This is a genomic window from Dietzia sp. SL131 (assembly GCF_026672565.1).
GTDB lineage: Bacteria > Actinomycetota > Actinomycetes > Mycobacteriales > Mycobacteriaceae > Dietzia > Dietzia kunjamensis.
In genome coordinates, this window is sequence record NZ_JAPPRI010000003.1 from 2,410,413 (window position 1) to 2,429,107 (window position 18,695).

Below are 18,695 nucleotides of genomic sequence, written 5' to 3' on the forward strand. Positions count from 1 at the left end.
AGGTCAACCAACGCCACGGGCGGCCCGTCTCGGAGAGCCTCCGGAGCGTATCGAGCTTCACCCGATCAAGTTCTCCACGTTCGATATCCGATACCCGGTTCTGCCCAACGTGCAGCTTGTGCGCGACGTCTTCTTGCGTGAGCTCACGTGCCCAGCGCAGGCCTCGCGAAATTGCCGGTCCACCCGCTATCGAAAGTTACGGGTCGTATGTCGGTCGCTCACCCAATTCGAGTAGCAGGTCCCGAGCGAGGAAGTATGCAGCAACTGCGACTTGTTCAGGTTCCCCAATCCCCTCCTCGGCGCGCCCCGCCATTGCCGATCCGAGAGCCTCCGGGCTACGAGCGAACAATTCATCGAGGAACCCGAGGGCGTCTTCTGTTGCGGCCGCGCTGAGTTCATGGGTTCGGAGCTGCGAGAACACTGTGGCCAACTCATGTGTACCGAACGCCTGGAGGAGCCGGTAGGCGTCGTGCGCGTCTTTGTCGTTCAGTCGGTGCGGGGCATCAGCACGCTCGGCGACCTTATGTAGTTTGGCAACCAGCAATGCTGCAGGTCCAGCTACCCGGAGGCGGGCCCGACGCTTGTCTCGCGGATCGAGCGCAGGTACATCCATTTGTTCGTTGTCGACTAAGCATGCCTCCAGTCCTCGTGCCCGGCGGGCTGCGTGCTTCGAATGCGGCGGTATCCGAGCACCTCGCGCACCGCGACCGCCTCCACCGGCAAGCTCTTCTGGGACCATGAGGTCAACCGGTATCCCTTCTCGATTGAGCCAGGATCCCGGTTGATCGGAGCGGTAGAAGCCCGCTCGCGTCATGGCGTCGTCGATGAGCGGCTCGTCTGCGACCGTGCGAGGGTCGAGCGCGACGTCACTGTCTTTCGTTGCCTCCGCGAGTGCCACCCGGAGACCGCCGGTTCGAAGGTAGACCGCTTGCGCCCCGATCAGGACGAGAGACTCCCGGTGCTCGGACAACGCCTCGGCCGCGTCCAGAAGCGCAGACCGGGCACTGACGAGCAGATCGCCACTACCCCCTCCAGGACTGTTCATGTGCCCTCATCCATTCGATCAACTCGTTCGCCTCTGCGGGTGCCCGGCCCGGCCCGGTCATGAGGTCCACAGCCACCTGGGCCGGGCGGGCGACCGTGAGCCCTTCCAACGCGGTCATGGCGCGTTCCATGACGACGGGGTAAGTGGGTTCGATCAGCAGCACGTTCGCTCCCGCTTCGGTCGCGCGCAAGCCCCAGTTCGCCGCTGCACGTTCGACGTTTCGGACGTACACCATCGCCGACCTGGCTGGTGCGTAGGCAGCCCACGCTGCTGCTGCGACGGACCCGGTCAGCGCGTAGTCGACGTCCTCTTCCTCGCGCACCGTATCGAGAAGGTCCGACAGGCCCCGGGGAGCGATCCAATGGGACACGGCATTGGACCGGAGCAACTGATAGTCGTCGCTCCATCTGCGCAGAAGAGCTGCCCAATCGGACACCAGGAATCGCCGGTCAGGCAGCCGCTGCGCAAGTTCCTGATCTTCGAGAAACTGCATCACACGGTATACCGACCCCACCGAGGCCTTGGCGACGTCGGCGAGTTCCCGCACACGCCATGGCCCGGGAAGATCGAGTAGCGCTCTGACTACCTTCGCTGCGGGTTCTCCCTTGAGGGTGCCCCTCGGGCGCCCTGGCCCCCGCCAGGGATCTCTTTCGGCACCACGATCCGAGACGAAGAGTGCGGGAACGGGGGATGAAACCCTCATATTGCCGGTCGCATCGATGTATGAAATGCCAGCCTCGTCGAGCCGCGCACGGTCGGCGGGCGCGAGATAGCGAGTCAAGACCAGGCACCCACTGTCCGGCACCTGGGCCATAGTGTCGCCGCACCTCTTCCGAAGCGCAGGTATGTCGCGAGCTACGACGGCGCTCTTGACGGTGACACAGAATGTTGCGGCACTCCCATCGGGAGCCTCGGCGACAATCAGAGAATCGGCTCCGCCAGATGTCGACGATGTAGCGCCCTGCCTGGTATCGATCTTCCACTCCGGCGGGAGTCTCTCGCGAAGTGTCTGGGACGCGGCATTGACGAGTTCCGCGTCCGAAGGGGGTCTCGAATCTATCGTCTTGCCGTTTATCATGTTCGGATAATAGCGCCGTTCCGCAGCCAACGGAAGCGGACAATTTGCCGAACACCGCCAGCGCGACGCGACTCAGCCCTCGCCGGGCCACACCACGTCCTGCACGACCTCGTTGCGCCGCAGGAACCACGGCGTGAACGGCGGGTCGAATCGGGCGTACCTGGGCAGCCCGGTGGCGACCAGCCCGGCCCAGCCGATCGCGGCCTCGAGCTCGGTCAGGTGACGTCGATAGGCCGACGCGCTCCACCGTCCGGAGTAGCGCACCGCTGCCGCGATCCGTTCGGGGACCTGCCTGACCCGCACCCGAGGATCGGTGGGCACCGGCGCAGTCGCGGCGGTGAGCGAGGCGGGCAGCACAAAGGCGACGATGTGCTCGTCGCCGTCGGCCTCGGCCTGGACCACGGGCGCGGTCATCGCGACCTTCTCGGAGCCCGGTGACTCCTGGACGACCGGTGCCGTCATGGCGATCGATCCGGCCGACTCGTTGTGACCGGTGATGTACCTGAAGAGCGCCCTGAACGCCTGGTTGCCGGCGCTGCCGAAGGACCCGTGAACGGACACCTCCGCCACCGCGTGGGAGGGGTACCGACGCAGCTCGAACTCCGGGTACCGCTCGAGGACCTCGTACGGCTGCTGCTCGGTCATGGATCGACGGTACGCGCGCGAGCGGCCAGTGGCGGCGCCGCGCGTCAAGTCACCGGAGACTGCCAGGCGAGCATGCCCCTGGGCGATGTGGTGCGGGTGGAAGTCGCGACGACGACTATGACGACGACAACGACAACGACAACGACGACGACGACGAGGTTCTCCGCCACCCCGCCCGACCCGCGGCTGCCGAGTGGCGCGGAACCTGCCAGGTCAGCCCGAGAGTCCGCGAAGCCAGTCGACGATCGCGCCGGCCAACTCGTCCGGGGCCTCCACCGGCAGCATGTGTCCGGTCTCCGGGATCTCGACGTAGGTGACGCGACCATCCCCGGCCCCATTCGCCTCAGCCCACCGCCGCTGCTCCTCGGTGGACACAACCTGGTCATCCGACGCCCCCACGATCAGCACCGGGACACCAGCCCGCGCGGGGAACTCGCTGCGATCCGGGCGGGCGCCGATCGCCACCGAATGGGCTGCGAACCGCTCCGGACCGTACACCCGTGCCGCGCGCAGCCGCTCGGCCCGGACCTCGGGATCGTGGCCGCGATCGCCGTAGTACACCGCCTCCATGCCGTCGAGCGCGATCTCCTCGTACGCCTCCGGACTCAGGCCTGCAGCGCGGTCGGCCCGCGCCTTCGCCGACTCCGGATCCTCGGCACCTACCGGGGCGGTGACCAGCAAGAGTCCGGCCAGCAGCGACGGGTGCCGCTCGGCGAGATGCATCGCCACCACGCCGCCGAGGGAATGCCCGACGACGACGCTTCCGGGCGCGACCCGGCCCGCCACCGCGTCGACGAGTGCATCGAGGTCGGCCACGGCCGGAAGGTCCAGCGGCGTGGCATGAACACCGTCCGGCAGCGCGCGCATGACCGGCGCCCACGTCTGCGCGTCACCGTGGAGGCCGGGGAGGAGGACGAGGTTCGTCATGGGAACCGACCCTACCCGCGGCTACCGCGAGCAGTTGGCGGCCAAGGAAACACAGGAGGAAACCCGAGAGGCACGATGACGACGACTACAACGTCCTCTCTCCCACCAAGTCTGCCGCCCCGAAATGCCCGCGGACGGGTCTCCTACTCCTGGCATGCCTCGGGAGAATCGTCGGCTTCGCACAGGTCGACTTCCGGCGCTTCACCGGACTCTGGCTCGACAGTCGGCTCGACAGGGGCTCGACGGGATCCACCGTCTCTTCAGGCTTGTCCACCGCGGGAGCATTCTGGTCCTGGGCCGCAGCTGGGACACACCGGGGCCGGACGGCAAGATCTTCTCGGGGATGCTCAATCCGGACAAGCGCTCCACCTGGCTCTCGGACACCACCAGTCAGCCGGTCAGCAACTTCATGGGCTTCGGGATCGACAAGACGGTGGAGCGCTACGTCGGGGTCCTCGACGCCGAGAAGTTCTCGGGGGTCAAGGTCTACCAGGGCCGCGGCGTGGGGGGCGGTTCGCTGGTCAACGGCGGCATGGCGGTCACGCCCAAGCGCAGCCACTTCGAGCACATCCTCCCGAACGTCGACTCGGCGCAGATGTACGGCACCTACTTCCCGCGCGCGAATGCCGCCCTGGGCGTCAACCACGTCGACCAGGAGTGGTTTGAGTCGAGCCCCTGGTACCAGTTCGCCCGCGTGGGCCGGAAGACCGCGCACCGCTCCGGGTTCGCCACGACCTTCGTGCCCAACGTCTACGACTTCGACTACATGAAGCGGGAGGCGGCGGGCACCGCGCAGGCCTCGGCGCTCGGCGGCGAGGTGATCTACGGCAACAACGCGGGCAAGAAGTCGCTGGACAAGACGTATCTCGCCCAGGTCGCCGCCACCGGCCGGCTCACCATCTCGCCGCTGCACCGGGTCACGGCAGTCACCCCGGCCACCGGGGGCGGCTACCGGGTGACGATCGAGCAGATCGACGAGCAGGGCGCGGTGATCGCCACCAAGAACGTCACGGCCGACAAGGTGTTCTTCGCCGCCGGCAGCATCGGGACCAGCAAGCTGCTAGTGTCGATGAAGGCGCAGGGCCTCCTACCCAACCCGTCGTCCCAGGTGGGCGAGGGCTGGGGCAACAACGGCAACGTCATGGTCGGGCGCGCGAACCACATGTGGGATGCCACCGAGTCTAAGCAGTCGACCATCCCCACTCTCGGGATTGACAACTGGGCCGACCCCACCGCGTCGATCTTCGCCGAGATCGCTCCCCTGCCGGCCGGGCTCGAGACCTACGTGAGCCTGTACCTGGCGATCGCGAACAACCCCGAGCGGGCCCGCTTCCAGTTCAACTCCGCCACCGGCAAGGTGGACCTGACCTGGAGCGTGTCCCAGAACCAGCCGGGCATCGCCATGGCCAAGAGGGTCTTCGACAAGATCAACAAGAAGGAAGGCACCATCTACCGCACCGACCTGTTCGGTGTGTACAAGACCTGGGGCGACGGCTTCACCTACCACCCCCTGGGCGGTTGCCTGCTCGGCAAGGCCACCGACAACCACGGGCGCCTCCACGAGTACCCCGGCCTCTACGTGGTCGACGGCTCCCTCGTCCCGGGCAATGTGGCCGTGAATCCGTTCGTCACGATCACCGCGCTCGCCGAGCGGAACATGGATGCCATCGTCGCCAACGACCTGAAGTAGCCGAACCGCATCTGCGCGGGTCCGGGTGGCACGGGCGACGACGACGGGCCGGACTCCCCGCCGGGGACCGGCCCGTTCGTCGTGGTGCTGGTCCGGCGTTTTCAGCGGCTCCCATACGGGGGTCCGCAAGACGTGGGTCGCGATGCCGCTGAACGCGCACGGTCTGGCGAGTGAGGAGCAGGTGGATCACCTCAGGCGTCTGTCGCCGGGGTGTCCGTGCGGCGAGCTTTCTGGGAGGGAACGGATGACGGTGTCGACGTGGACGGTGGAGAACCTGGGCCTGGGCGATTTCTCGGAGGTGTACTCCGAGGAGTTGCAGACGTGGGTCAGGGCGATCAAGCGTGTGCGCCGCCGGGATGGCCAGGTGTCGGCGACGGGCCCCACGGAGAGTGGTGAGCGGGTCACGGTGATGATGCCGATCGGGTCCACGTGGACGGTGCGGTACGCGGGGTGTACGGACGACAAGTGACGGGCGGCCACTGAGGGCCGGCCGGCCCCGCCTGTGACGGGTGGGGCGGGACGGGGTCGACGACGACGAGGTCCTCCTCCCCCACCCGACCCGCGGCCTCCGGGATGCGCGGAACCGGCGGGGTCAGCTCTCGAGGGAGCTGAGCCAGTCGCTGATCGCGCTGGCCAGCTGATCCGGGACCTCCACGGGCAGCATGTGGCCGGTCTCGGGAATCTCGACGTAGGTCACATGCGACGCCGAGTTCGCCTCGGCCCACCGGCGTTGTTCGTCGGTGGGCACCACCTGGTCGTGTGAGGCGCCCACGATCAACACCGGGCACGGAGCCGTCGCGGGGAAGTCCCAGCGGTCGGGCCGTGCGCCGATCGCGATGGAGTGGGCGGCGAACCGCTCGGGTCCGTACACCCGCGCGGCGCGCAGACGCTCGGCGCGGACCTGCGGGTCGTGGCCGCGGTCGCCGTAGTAGACGGCCTCCATGCCGTCGAGGGCGATCTCCTCGTATTGCTCCTGGCTCAGGCCGGCGGCCCGCTCGGCCCGGGCCTTGGCGGACCCGGGGTCTTCGGCGCCGACAGGGGCGGTGACCAGCACGAGCCCGGCCAGCAACTGGGGGTGCCGCTCGGCCAGGTGCATGGCCACCACTCCCCCAAGCGAATGCCCCACAACCACGCTGCCGGCCGCGATCTGCTCGGCCACCTGGTCAACGAGCGACTCGAGGTCGGCCGCGGCCGGCAGGTCGAGGGCCGTGGCGCTTAGTTCGTCGGGCAGCGCGCCGATCACCGGGTCCCACATCTGGGCGTCACCGTGGAGGCCAGGGAGTAAGACCAGCTTAGTCATAGCACCAGCCTAGGTGTGCATAGCGGTCGCCGCTGGCGGCACCCGCCGCACAGCAATCCCAGACTTAGCGAAGTATTCGAAGCTGTCCACGTGCACCAGTTCGCGCGAGAGCGGGGTCCTCATACCGGGCCGGACACAGTATTCCCGTGGGCGCTACAGCCGCGCAGGCGCGGGACACGAAGGTGTATCTCGGCCAGTACGGTCGGCCTCTCACAACTAAGAATACAGCCGCAGAAGAGAGGTCACCGCGCCAAAGCCCCCGTTAACTTCGGGCTACAAAGAATGGGCGGATGCGGCTTCCAACCCCTTCGCGAGTTTCTTAGCGAGCACGCCGAACGTGTACCGTGCCTCGATCTCGGCCCGACCATTCCTCGCAAACTCCCTCCGGTCCCTCAATGGGAGATTCTTCATCTTTACCATCGCCCGAGCAAGGGCCTCTACGTCTTCCCCGGCCACGGCTAAACCAGCCCGGCTATCGCGAATGGGATCTTTAGGCGCATTAGAAGCGGTGATTACAGGACGCGACGCCGACATGTACATGAAGTACTTATTAGGGCTCACTCCAAAACGATATATCGCCTTTTCCGGAACGGATGCAACAAGGCAATCAGCCTCGCGGGCCCGAGCCAAAACCTGAGACTTAGGAATTCGATCCTCGAAGCTAATCCGCGCGGCACACTTTAAGGAAGCAGCCTGTTCTGCAAGAGCCCTTTTTCGACTTCCGTCACCCACAAGCCTTAGCAAAGGGGGACTCTCGGGATCAATTTCGCAGGCTCTCTCGAAACCCGCGAGGATGTGCTCTAAATCGTTCGCCCTGCCGTGAGCCCCCAGATACATATAGGTAAATGGGCGACCGGGGCAATCAGCCAATTCATCAGTCCCCGGTGGAACCTCGGTTCCATTGGACACCCAAAGAAATGGCTTGTCAGGAAAGCCCATCTCGCGAAGGTGCAAGTTGGCATTAGGCAAGGGTGAGACCACTAACGAAGCACGCCTGATCAAGAAGGAATCCATTAATGTCATCAGAATCGAAATTGGATGCCTCTTACTAATGCCTGCAATATCGTGCAGAGACTCGGGCCAGACGTCTCGTATTTCATAGACGAACGGAACCTCATTGCGCCTAGCAAGGCAGAAGGCAGCCCAAGCCGCGAATGGGTGAACCGTACTTCCCAGGACGACATCCGGCCGCTGAAGATCGCGGGTAATCCCCGGCCTCAGCAGGTTAGCCGAAAATACCACCATCCCAAGAAACCGGAGAGCAAGACTTTGTCCATATGCATTGGTTCGAACCCAAAGCGTCTCCACCCCTTCTTCGTTGTCTCGCTTCTTCAATTTAAGGCCTTCGAGAGCCTGCCGTCCGTCGGAATGCCGAGTACTAGCAACAATGAGGGAACTAGTCCATCCGCATTCAGGGAGACACTTCGCGAGATTGAAGTGGCGGGCTCGCCCACCATCCTTTGAAGGAAGAACCGCGTGGTGGTTCACAATCCAAACATGTTTAGTTGTTGGGGCCGAAGACCTGCCGCCACTGTTGACGCTGCTCACTTTAGGCGCCAGTTTCGTACGGCGTGGGCGGAGTATAAAGATTGACAACCCTCTTCCTCTTACCCGACGAAAACACGAGTTCCTCATCGGTTACCTCTACCTTCACAGACGCGCCCCTCCCCACCACCTTCTTGAAATCAGCGACAATCGAGCCAGTCTCCATGCTCCTCGTGCCAATGTTCAACCGAATTAGATAGTCGCCCTTACCTTGCTGCACCAGCTGATATTGTCGTATTTCCGGATACCGCCACCAGATGCCTGCCATGACTTGCGGAGCCAACGGCCTATCAGCCGTGTCGAAAATACGGTCTTGGCGACGGCCTTGAATTCTGGCCAAATATCGGGGATCAACCCTCCCTTCCCTGTCTAGCTTGGCGACGCCCAGATCCCCGGTATCGTACCGAATTAGTGGTTGTGCGCGGTTAACCAGATCTGTTACTACAATCCTGCCCAGTTCGCCTGGAACAGCTGGCTTATCCTCGTCGAGTTTGAGAACCTCGACGAAATGCGAGGCGGAGTTAATTCGATACTCCTCGCCGCCCCCGATTTGTTGCTGTGCCACAATTCCAAGCTCTTCTAACCCATACCGCGAAACCGGGACTATTCCGAAATGTGTTGCGAGTGATTCTCTAACCTCAATCTCGAGGGACTCAGACTGAGAAATAATTGAGGTGACACGAGGGAGTTCTTCCGCAGAGAACCCACGCGCAGCACGGCCATCGAGAGTCTTTGCGAGCGCCTCCAGGCTTGACGCGTAGGCGACGATGCTAAGTGGGCCACGCCGCCCAGCCCGTTCGATTTGCCGAAGCAGTTCGCCGCCTTCAAGGCTAGTGGCATCTATGGGAAAAACATTGCGCATGATTCTAGTAACCGGCCCGACCCTATTGTGCCCGCTCCAGACTTTGATATAGGCAAGAGGCTCCCCCAGTTCATAACCAGCGACTTGCCCCCAGTAAATCGCATCCGCCTGCGCTCTACGCCGTTTAGCGCCGTCATGAAGTACTTTGAACGGAGTGCCCGTCGACCCACTTGTGGAAGCGATATGAACAGAAGTTCGGTCGACGCCGTCCGCAATTGTTAAGTCGTAAGAACCGCTGACCTCGCCTTTATTCATCACTGGAAATTCGGCCAGATCAGTGGCGCCCTGGAACTTCTTGTAGAGCGGAACCGTCCTAGCGGCCGCTTCGAGCTGCTCCCTAAGTCGACCGGCAGCGTACGTTTCTGGGCGGCTTTGCAGACCCCGCCGAACCTCCTCGATTTCTGCCGAAACTGCCCCGCCCCGTATCGAATCCAAGATCCAATAGCCTCTTGAACGAATTGTCATCGGTCTCCCCTTCGGACGATCGCACTCGCGGGGTTACCAACAACCGTCGCACCCGCTAACACCTCGCGATTTACAACGGAGCCCGCCCCGACAATAGCGGACTTCCCAACCGCGATGCGGGGAAGGACTGTGGAACTACCACCGAAAAACGCCCCCTCAGCGACAGCAACTTCGCCCATCAAGTTAACTGACGGACTGAGAGTCGAGTAAGCGTCAATACGAGTATCGTGCCCAATCGAGCAATTGAAGTTGATATGCACATGGTCCCCAATTCTTGCATCGGTAGACACAACGGTTCCGGGGCAGATTATGGAACCGTCCCCCACATGAACACCTGGCGCCAGCGTGGACCTGTCGTCGACGAAAGTGTGGAACTTCGCCGACCTAGACGACAGCAGGCTGACGATCTGCCGCCTTACCAAAGGCAGTGCGATCGCACAAACTACCCGGTCATCCTCTTGGGGTCGATAATCGACGATACGACCCACAATCTCGGTCTCGGCTCGAGCATTCGGATCATCGTCCACATGCACGATACTGCGGATACCGAACTGCTCAAGATGCCTAGGAGAACTCGAGATCCAAGAGAACACACCGCGGCCAAATCCTCCTGCGCCCACTATCACTATCCGAGTCACGTAACGTCCTTCGGTCCAGTAAACGGGGCACCGACTACGTGACCTGCCGTGACAACTCCTTCTCTACGCAAAACCTTTCGCACTGTCAAAGCCATGATTCTGATGTCAAGCGCCCAAGAGCGATTGTCAACGTATTCGACGTCTAGCTTGAACCTCTTATCCCAGTCCAAGTCATTTCGTCCGTTCACCTGAGCCAGACCTGTCAGACCAGGCCTTACTTCGTGTCGCCGTGCCTGCTCGGCTGTATACAGCGGCAAGTATGATGGGAGGAGGGGGCGGGGTCCGACCAACGACATCTCTCCGACAAGCACGTTCCAGATGCTCGGAAGTTCATCCAAACTCCAACTTCTTAAAATTAGACCGAATTTGGTCATTCGTTGCTCGTTTGATTCGATGCCCTTTTCTGGGTTCGGTATCAACATGGTTCGAAATTTTATAAGATTGAATGCTCTTCCGTTGAGCCCTGGCCGCTCCTGCCGAAAGAATACGGGCCGGCCAAGTTTCAACCTCACCGCCACACATAGAGCCGCAATTACTGGCGCGAGCACCACTAACATAGCCGCGGAGAGTACGACATCAAACGCTCGTTTACTCGAATCGAAAGTTCCAAATTGACTACTCATCAAGCGGTCTCCAGTTCTATCGAATGGCTTAAACCTGCGAACCGTTAATGATCACAGCGCGCAGCGCAGCGATAACCCGCTCCAGCTGGTCGTCAGTGATTGCGGAACCACTCGGTAGCGTGAGACCCCGCAAGAAGAGGGACTCAGAGGCTCCATTTTCGAATGATCGCGCCCCTGCGAATACCGGTTGCATGTGCATTGGTTTCCACAGGTGCCGCACTTCGATGTCGGCGTGGTGCAAAATGGACACTGCATCACCCGGCGAAAGGGCAACGCTATCGCCGAGAACTATCCCTGTTAGCCAACAATTCTCAACCACGCCACTGTCCACATCGGCATTTCCAAGAAACCGCACATCCAAGTCGGAAAACGCCTCCATGTATCGTCGACGAATCAAACGACGTCGACTAATCATTCCATCGAGTCGATCCAGCTGAGCCCTACCCACTGCAGCGAGGATATTCGAAAGACGATAGTTGTATCCAATTTCGCGATGTTCGTACCACGGGACCGGCTCTCGGGCTTGGGTGGATAGATGACGTGCTCGGTCGAGGAGGTCTTCATCATCCGACAACAGCATCCCACCGCCCGATGTCGTCATCACCTTATTACCGTTGAAAGACAGTGCAGCCGCCCGGCCAAAAGATCCAGCAGCCCTGCCATCAACAGATGCCCCTAAAGACTCGGCAGCATCTTCTAAAAGGGCTATACCTCTACGTTCTAAGCCCTCCTCGATCGTTCGGTAGTCACAGGGGCGGCCAATGAGGTCGACTGTCATCACCGCAACTACATCGGTTCCTTCGCTTCGCAGAGTGTCGACGGCTTCGAACAGCAGCGCCGGGTCCACGTTGCCGTCTGAGGCCTGGGAGTCTACGAACACCGGCTCTGCGCCTGTATAAACGATCGCGTTCGCAGAGGCTGCGAAAGTCATCGATGAAACGACGACTGACGTTCCAGGGCGAGCTCCCAAGTGTAGAAGAGCCAAGTGAAGGGCGGCAGTCCCAGAGGAGAGAGCCAAGGCGCCTTTTACTCCAACGCGATGAGCAACTTCCTGCTCAAAGGCGTCCACCTCTGGGCCCAGCGGGGCAACCCACCCGGACCGTATGGCTCGCCGGACTGCGGCTTCTTCCTGGCCCGATACGTCCGCTTTAGACATGTAGATTCGCTCGCTCATCTGGCCTTCCAATCAGCTTGTTGGCAGTATCAGTGTATGGGTCCTGGGTCGACGCGGTCTGTCGATGCGATCCGCAGGGGGGGACTTCGGCGAACACCATCTCGGTGTGAAAGAAGCACCCCCACATTCGCCAAGCCCACCCCAGCAGAACACCCTGACACGGAGCGGGCAGTGAGCGACACTCACGCAACACTCCGAGTAGGTTTAAACAACGTCTTCACACCGTCCGACGAGTGCCTGACGCGACAGCGTTGCTACTTTTCCCCTGCGAGCATGGACGTACCTTGAGGGGGCGCCGACGGCCCGACGCCCCTGTAAATTAATTCCAGGCCAGGTAAACAAAGCAGTTCGATACTCTATTCGGAGGAATCTTCTGCGGATCTTTGAACTGCCGAACGTCCCCGCGCACCAGCCGCCAGGCAAACACCTAGGTACAACCAGAAACCCCGGTTACTGATCAGGTCACCCGACACGAAGGCGTTTACGGAAAAGAAAATCAGCAAAGCCAAAGCTGACGTTTCCAGCCAGTCTCCGCTGGCGCGTACCGACATGCGCACCGCTAGAAGTAACACACCCACTAAGGCAAGAAACGCGACTAGACCGCCCTCGGCGGCTGCTTCGATGTAGATATTGTGCGGATAACGAAAGTTGTTGGCAGACAGCCCGGGGAACCCCGTGTACTCAAGGGCTAACCCACCCCAACCGATTCCTCCGACGTTCGAAGCAGCGATATCGATCGTAGCGTCCAAGAGAGACGATCGCGCTTGGGCGCTACCATCATCGAAGCTGAGGAGCCTTTCGGGTATTACTTCGTTCGCCAGCGCGAAGCGGTAGCCAACTAGGCCTAAGGCCACCAGGCCAAACGTTGCTATTGCGGGGAACTTCAACCTTGAGACGACGAGCGCTACTGCCAAGGCAATGCCCGCAGCCAAGATTGGGCCGCGAGATCCCGAAACAACCGCAGCCACCGCGAGAAAAACCGCAGCGGGTCCCGCGTAAAGCCACCTCTTCGCAGTCAGCCCCATCAGCACCGCTACTACGAAGCCGCCGGCCGCTGCTCTTCCCGCAGCAATTGTATTCGATCCTTCGGCAGCATATCGACCGGATCCAACTAGAGCGGCGTCTGCGTAAACGAATGACACCACGCCGACTAACACCCCGACTGCAACCGTGCCCAGCTGAACTACCCTCAGGGCCCTCCTGTCTTGAATACATAGCGCCGCCCCGATAATGGTTAGCGGGACAATCGACAAGAGCTGGGCAACCTTGTCATCCGCATAGCCGATTCCAATCGGGGCAAGAATAACGCCGGGCAAGAACGCCAAGCCCAGTACGGCAAGTGGCAAAATCGCGCGCGTGTCTGGCCGTTGAAACAACCGCACTACAACAGCTACAGCAGTGATTACCGCCCCAACAGCGATTGGCCCTATAGGGACAGCAGCTGAAACTACGGGAATACCGGCAATGTACCCGCCGAAGGCTAATAATAGTAGTCCGAGCCCTGCTAACTTCGTATACACTCGTAACTCCAGTCTTCGGCGCGCTACGCCTGGGGCTCAGCGTAGTGTGTAAATTAAACGGCGGGTTCAAGCTTGGCCGGCCGTAAGCTGCCAACTGACCATCGTACTTGGGCGAACACACCCACAGATTGCAGCGGGCTATTCATTCCGAACCCGCTCCCCATCCCCCGCGAAGTCGAGCGGTAGAGTACCAATCTGAGAAACCACTACGCCGAGGTTCGACTTATGATGGGCTGCCGTTTGCGCGGATGTTCAGGTCCGAGTAAAACGAACACAGCCTTAACGCCTCCGAGTCAAATGAGAATCTTTCGAGAAAGGCTTTGCGCGCTTCCTGCCCAAGTTGAACGGACCGAGTCGGATTTCCCATAATTAATGAAATCGCTTCGAATATGGCGTCTAAGTCATCTGTATCTACAACCATCCCGCCCGCACCCACTGCGAATAACTCCACGCACCCGGGCAAGTCAGTGACGATGAACGGCCGGCCAGCGGCCATATACTCGAACACTTTAGTCGGAACGCCGTACTGGTAATTGGCAAGTTTAGAATAGATCGCGAGCCCACAAACGTGCCCGCTAATAAATTCAGGAATGTCATGGCCGGGTATCTGACCAACGTAGTTTGGCCCTTCATAGCGTTCTTTCAAGGACGCCGACACGGGACCGGCTATGCTAACCCGCCACTCCTTTGACAATTCATGCATCGAAACTAAACCACGAGCCTCCGATACCGAGCCTACGAAACAGAGGTCGCCTACCGACCCACAGTTATCCATTCGAGGCTCGGGAAAATCGGAAATCCAAGGGTAGTTATATATCGTTATCGACTTCCTGGCTCCACGAAGACTCTCCTCAATGTACCCAGTTGCACAAACTACCCCGTCACATAACCGCACGGCCACCGCGAGTAACGATCCAATAACCTCGGCTATGACTGGGCGCACTACGGAGGGGATGTATGTTTTGCCTTTAATCTGCTCGGGAAGCGACTCATGGGCGTCATAAAGGGCACGGCGACCCACACCCGAATACTTCCACACTAGGAGCAGCGGCAGCAGCTCTGGGTCATGGATGTGCACAGCGCGGACACGACTGCGCCAAACTGCAGCAAAGGCCAGAACAGGCCCGAGCAAAATTCGTAGCCACCGGTTCTTCGGCCGCACGATCCGGACGTGGGTTACCCCCGCCGCAGGTTCGAATATCCCCCCTGGGCCCGGGGCGATCAATAATACCTTGTACCCCGCCGCAGCAAGTGCGCGGCACTGCTTACGGTAGACGCGCACATCGTCGGCCCGATGAGCGGATGTGACAACTGCCACATCAAACCGCTGTGCGCCCCTCATGCCTTCGGCAGCATCGGGTTCTCGCCCTTCACCTTGGCGGGTAGCCCAACCGCCAGGCTTCTGTCAGGAATGTCGCTTACTACGACGGCGCCAAGGCCGACTAGTACGTCGTCGCCCAGAGTCACGCCGTTCGTTACTACAGCGCCCGGCGAAAGCCAAGAACGACGACCGATCGCCACGCTACCACTCGTGATCGACCCCGCAATAAGAAAAGTCCCTTCCCCTATGACTGCATTATGGGCAACAAAAACTTGATCGTCGAGTTTAACGTGATCTTCCAAGACAGTGTCCGTGATCGTCCCCCGCGCTATCGAACAGTTACTTCCGATCTCTACATTGTTACCGATCCTAACTCCTCCCACATGTGGGATACGAATGGGTACGCCGTCTGCATCACGTTCGAGCCCGAAGCCGACCCCACCTATTGTGGTATTACAGCCGATTACGGAGTTGTTCCCGATTTCAACATTTCCATAGATAACACTATTGTGCCCTATCACGACCCCGGTCCCCACCACCGCCCCCGCCTCGACAATCACGCCATGCCCAATATACGAACCGGTACCAATCTCTGCGCCGTCAACCACCGACGTCGGCGAGCGGTACGGCTCGACCGTTGGTACGAACAGCTTCTCCACAACGCGCCCGAAGGCAAGACGCGGGTTAGCTACCGGCAAGCAGGAAAGCTTTGACCCTACCTGTAGCTCCTGGGATTCCGGTACGAGAAAAAGCGTCTCGAGGAATTCGGCCGCTTTAGCTTGCGACGACCTAGTCCATTCGCGAACGAAACAGACGGTGTGAGGTTTAGGCGATTTGAATGTGCTGGCGCCCCGCAGTTCAGCTGAATCGGGCAGCGCTAGCGGTGTCCACACGTCAAGTAATTCACGTACGTCACCAACAGTCGGCATTGTCGCTCCTCTTAATCGAAATGCATTCGAATGCTTCGGCTAACTCTTCTCCTGATTGAAATCCCGCGTACCGCGCCGCGACGCCCACGTAGTCAGACTGGACGTAATCACGACCGAGCTTCCGCTGAGATTCGTAGCAACTGACCATTGCTCGTTTCAACTCAAGATCTTCGTTCAGCAACTTAATAAAGACTGCCGAATCAGTGCGCCGCTCATTCCAAGGTGAATGGTACCCGAGAACCGATCGCGACCGGAACGCTCTTACGGCCTCGTGATACGTCGTGGAATGATCTTGGTGCGTATCATTTGACGAATGAACGAGCACTAGCTCCGGTTCGAACTGTTTTCGCAGTCGGATAAAGTCCTCGAGCAACTCTTGGCGGTACGCGTGCAGTCGCCGAACAGGGTACCCAAGCACTTCCACGTGGGACGCACCAAGCAACTTCATCGACTTCCTGAACTCTTGCTCTAACGTGTCGCGTTCGAACTCAGGGGGCAGACTGCCTTCCGCCCGCGAGCCAGCTACCGCGACAACCGTCCATCCCTCCCTCTTCAGCCGTGACAATGTACCGCCGGCACCCAATTCTACGTCATCGGTATGCGCTCCGAGCGCGAGAACAACTCTGGATTGGTTCGGAACCATAGGCCTTCCTCTCCCTTCGAACCGGCCAATTCTAGGCATGACCAGTTGTTCGGACTGCTTGATAGACGAATATAAGCAATATCAGGTAAATAAACACCTGCGAACCCGAATAGGCGAACAACCCCACCTTCCATCCATGGCCCGCAAGAAAGGGGACGATAACACCCAACCCCAATACTATTACTCGGACGAGATCCCAGATCAGGAGCCAGCCACTCTTCCCCAATAAGTTAAGCACCTGGGCGAAGGGTGCACCAACAAATTGGGCGTACGCTCCGAGCGCTAAAATCGCACACGCGACTCCGGCTTCAGCCCACTGATCCCCAAGAAGTAGTGGGACCACGATAGGGCCCAACACTGCGATCACAAGACAAGGAGCCAGCGCCAGGGCCGCCTGGACAAGCGCGGTTCTTCTTAACGTCTTCGCCAGGTCCCGGTCCCGCTTAGTACGCACCAAAGTACCGACATTGCCGACGATGACTTGCCCCACCGACTGACTTACGAGTGAGAGCGGCCCAACCACCAGTCGGATCGCCATGCCGACGATTCCTACAACCGCTGCACCATAGGCAAAACTCATGCTGAGAAAAAGAACCTGGCTGCCCGCACTGTTAACGAGGGCGCTGAGGCCGGCACTTCTTGCTGACGGCCAACGCTTCTGGTGCACCTCTTTAATAGGCGCGTTAGGACGCCTTAACGAATTAAAAATCGCTGGAATCCAAAAGCCGCGGCCCACTATAAAAGCGGCTGCTAACGACGCGACAGACGGGTAAACGGCGCCTATCCCAGCCTGAAGGATCGGCACTAGGGCCTGCTGCGTAAAGTTCCCGACGGCTATTCGATTAAACCTGCGGAAACGACTGAAGGTCGATACACCGAGCGTTGTCACGCTGCCCGCTAGAACCATGGGCCCTACTAACAGCCATATCCGGTCGGCGCCCGTTAGGTAAACGAAAAGGACAGATACGATCAAAGCGCCCGATGAAGTTGCAGCGACGCAAATTATTGCTAGGCGGATCGCGGCCGAGAATCCTTCTTCTTCCTCCTCAACCTGCCCGATAATCTCGTATCGCATGGTTGAGAAGCCGACTAGCGTTGACGCTAGGGCCACCATCTGAACGAAAGAACCGAAAGTCTCTGGGTCGTAGACCCTCGTGATCACTGGAGTAAGCCCGAGAGCTACTAGCGACCCCAGCCCACCGCCGATTGCAAGCACCAGACTCGACCGGTGTACTGATTCCGCCCTTTTCCCGTGCGGGTCACTTTTCAACTGCCACTCGCCCTAACCGACATGAGGTGGGCTTTGGATGCTTACCGTCACACCTTGATTGGCAGACTCAAGCACGGCCTCTGCGACCTGCACGGTCTTGAGCCCACGTCTGAAACTCACGATATCGTTCTGCTTACCGAGTATGGCGTCTCGAAAGTTCTCGTGCTCAACCCTGAGCGGCTCGGGCTTGGGGAACGCATACCTAACGACATCCCCCTCGCTCACCCCCCTAAACCGGGAGATTTCATCCCACATAGTTTGGACTTTTCCGTTAGCGAAGTATGTCAAGTCTGCGGTCAGCGTGTCGGCAACGAACGTGCCTCGCTCGCCTGTGATCGCAATCGTCCGTTCTTTCAAGGGGGATAGCCAGTTCACCAGATGACTGGTCACGGCCCCGCGGGACATGCTGCCAAGAATCGCAACCAAGTCCTCATGATCTCGCCCGGACTTATGGACTGTCTGGGACGACACAGCCTTGTATTCTTGACCGCTTATCCAGGACGTTATGTCGATGTCATGAGTTCCCAAATCTTTAACAACCCCAACATCGGCGATACGCCCAGGGAACGGCCCCTGGCGCCTTGTTGAGATCTGGAAAATCTCTCCGAGGTCGCCGTTCTCCACGCGCATTCGGGCCTGCTGAAGCGATGCATTGTATCGCTCGATGTGACCAACTCCGCCGACAAGATTCTCAGTCTCGAACGCCTCCGCAATTCGCGTCGCCGAGTCCACATCGTGAGATAGCGGCTTTTCAACCAATGCATGAACCCCAGCTGAGGCGAGAGCGAGAGCAACTTCTTCATGAGACCCAGTAGGGACAGCCACCATGCAGTAGTCAAGGCCGCAGCTAATGAGCTCTTCAACCGAGCGCAGCACTGGGTAGGAAGGAGCCGCGCCGAATCTATCACCGCCCGGGTCCGCAACCGCGACGAGGTCGACCCCTTCCAACGAATCGAGAACCCGTGCATGGTGGCGGCCCATCATGCCGAGACCGATGAGTCCTGCTCGCAAGTTCGCCAT

Annotated in this window: 18 protein-coding genes and 1 pseudogene; 2 read left to right on the forward strand and 17 right to left on the reverse strand. The window is 60.1% G+C overall.

Annotated elements, in window-relative coordinates; genetic code table 11:
* Nucleotides 1-40: 40 nt before the first annotated feature.
* From OVA21_RS12295 to OVA21_RS12315, 5 genes and pseudogenes are all read right to left on the reverse strand, one after another.
* Nucleotides 41-190: pseudogene (locus OVA21_RS12295) on the reverse strand (helix-turn-helix domain-containing protein); the annotation flags it as partial.
* Nucleotides 191-196: 6 nt separating this feature from the next.
* Nucleotides 197-1,045, reverse strand: coding sequence for a hypothetical protein (locus OVA21_RS12300; protein ID WP_268092481.1), 849 nt, complete (start codon nucleotides 1,043-1,045; stop codon nucleotides 197-199).
* Nucleotides 1,023-2,123: a type IV toxin-antitoxin system AbiEi family antitoxin gene (locus tag OVA21_RS12305; protein ID WP_268092482.1), complete on the reverse strand. Its 1,101-nt coding sequence runs from the start codon at nucleotides 2,121-2,123 to the stop codon at nucleotides 1,023-1,025. Before OVA21_RS12305 ends, OVA21_RS12300 begins: the two co-directional genes overlap by 23 nt.
* Nucleotides 2,124-2,195: 72 nt before the next feature.
* Nucleotides 2,196-2,768: an SOUL family heme-binding protein gene (locus tag OVA21_RS12310; protein ID WP_007634051.1), complete on the reverse strand. Its 573-nt coding sequence runs from the start codon at nucleotides 2,766-2,768 to the stop codon at nucleotides 2,196-2,198.
* Nucleotides 2,769-2,981: 213 nt separating this feature from the next.
* On the reverse strand, nucleotides 2,982-3,695 hold the full coding sequence (locus OVA21_RS12315) for an alpha/beta fold hydrolase (protein ID WP_007634049.1): 714 nt from the start codon (nucleotides 3,693-3,695) through the stop codon (nucleotides 2,982-2,984).
* A 343-nt stretch (nucleotides 3,696-4,038) separates the two neighbouring features.
* On the opposite strand from OVA21_RS12315, the gene OVA21_RS12320 reads away from it, so the two are divergent.
* Both OVA21_RS12320 and OVA21_RS12325 read left to right on the forward strand, forming a co-directional pair.
* Entirely contained in the window at nucleotides 4,039-5,385 is a 1,347-nt protein-coding gene (locus tag OVA21_RS12320) for a GMC oxidoreductase (RefSeq protein ID WP_268092483.1), read from the forward strand.
* A 244-nt stretch (nucleotides 5,386-5,629) separates the two neighbouring features.
* Entirely contained in the window at nucleotides 5,630-5,854 is a 225-nt protein-coding gene (locus OVA21_RS12325) for a hypothetical protein (protein WP_063972591.1), read from the forward strand.
* 123 nt (nucleotides 5,855-5,977) lie between these two features.
* On the opposite strand, the gene OVA21_RS12330 is transcribed toward OVA21_RS12325, so the two are convergent.
* The 12 genes from OVA21_RS12330 to OVA21_RS12375 form a co-directional block, all read right to left on the reverse strand.
* A complete protein-coding gene (locus OVA21_RS12330; protein ID WP_268092484.1) occupies nucleotides 5,978-6,685 on the reverse strand; it encodes an alpha/beta fold hydrolase in 708 nt (235 codons plus the stop codon).
* Nucleotides 6,686-6,958: 273 nt separating this feature from the next.
* Complete coding sequence (locus OVA21_RS12335) at nucleotides 6,959-8,320, reverse strand: glycosyltransferase family 4 protein (RefSeq protein WP_268092485.1); 1,362 nt, start codon at nucleotides 8,318-8,320, stop codon at nucleotides 6,959-6,961.
* Nucleotides 8,235-9,557, reverse strand: coding sequence for a hypothetical protein (locus OVA21_RS12340; protein WP_268092486.1), 1,323 nt, complete (start codon nucleotides 9,555-9,557; stop codon nucleotides 8,235-8,237). The genes OVA21_RS12335 and OVA21_RS12340 overlap by 86 nt, the downstream gene beginning before the upstream one ends.
* Nucleotides 9,554-10,195 carry a NeuD/PglB/VioB family sugar acetyltransferase gene (locus tag OVA21_RS19355; protein ID WP_442778926.1) on the reverse strand — a complete coding sequence of 214 codons (642 nt, stop codon included), beginning with the start codon at nucleotides 10,193-10,195 and terminating at the stop codon, nucleotides 9,554-9,556. The genes OVA21_RS12340 and OVA21_RS19355 overlap by 4 nt, the downstream gene beginning before the upstream one ends.
* Nucleotides 10,192-10,818 (reverse strand): sugar transferase, encoded by a 627-nt coding sequence (locus OVA21_RS12345; RefSeq protein WP_268092487.1) that lies wholly within the window; start codon nucleotides 10,816-10,818, stop codon nucleotides 10,192-10,194. Before OVA21_RS12345 ends, OVA21_RS19355 begins: the two co-directional genes overlap by 4 nt.
* Before the next feature lie 28 nt (nucleotides 10,819-10,846).
* Nucleotides 10,847-11,992: a DegT/DnrJ/EryC1/StrS family aminotransferase gene (locus OVA21_RS12350; RefSeq protein WP_326493471.1), complete on the reverse strand. Its 1,146-nt coding sequence runs from the start codon at nucleotides 11,990-11,992 to the stop codon at nucleotides 10,847-10,849.
* Between the two features lie 356 nt (nucleotides 11,993-12,348).
* On the reverse strand, nucleotides 12,349-13,512 hold the full coding sequence (locus OVA21_RS12355) for an O-antigen ligase family protein (RefSeq protein WP_268092488.1): 1,164 nt from the start codon (nucleotides 13,510-13,512) through the stop codon (nucleotides 12,349-12,351).
* A 223-nt stretch (nucleotides 13,513-13,735) separates the two neighbouring features.
* The gene (locus OVA21_RS19265; protein WP_326493472.1) at nucleotides 13,736-14,854 is read right to left on the reverse strand and encodes a glycosyltransferase family protein; all 1,119 of its coding nucleotides are present in this window, start codon (nucleotides 14,852-14,854) and stop codon (nucleotides 13,736-13,738) included.
* A complete protein-coding gene (locus OVA21_RS12365) occupies nucleotides 14,851-15,762 on the reverse strand; it encodes a hypothetical protein (RefSeq protein ID WP_268092490.1) in 912 nt (303 codons plus the stop codon). Before OVA21_RS12365 ends, OVA21_RS19265 begins: the two co-directional genes overlap by 4 nt.
* A complete protein-coding gene (locus OVA21_RS19360; RefSeq protein WP_442778927.1) occupies nucleotides 15,746-16,444 on the reverse strand; it encodes a PIG-L deacetylase family protein in 699 nt (232 codons plus the stop codon). Before OVA21_RS19360 ends, OVA21_RS12365 begins: the two co-directional genes overlap by 17 nt.
* On the reverse strand, nucleotides 16,437-17,480 hold the full coding sequence (locus OVA21_RS12370; protein ID WP_268092491.1) for an oligosaccharide flippase family protein: 1,044 nt from the start codon (nucleotides 17,478-17,480) through the stop codon (nucleotides 16,437-16,439). The genes OVA21_RS19360 and OVA21_RS12370 overlap by 8 nt, the downstream gene beginning before the upstream one ends.
* Nucleotides 17,481-17,687: 207 nt before the next feature.
* Complete coding sequence (locus OVA21_RS12375; RefSeq protein WP_268092492.1) at nucleotides 17,688-18,695, reverse strand: Gfo/Idh/MocA family protein; 1,008 nt, start codon at nucleotides 18,693-18,695, stop codon at nucleotides 17,688-17,690.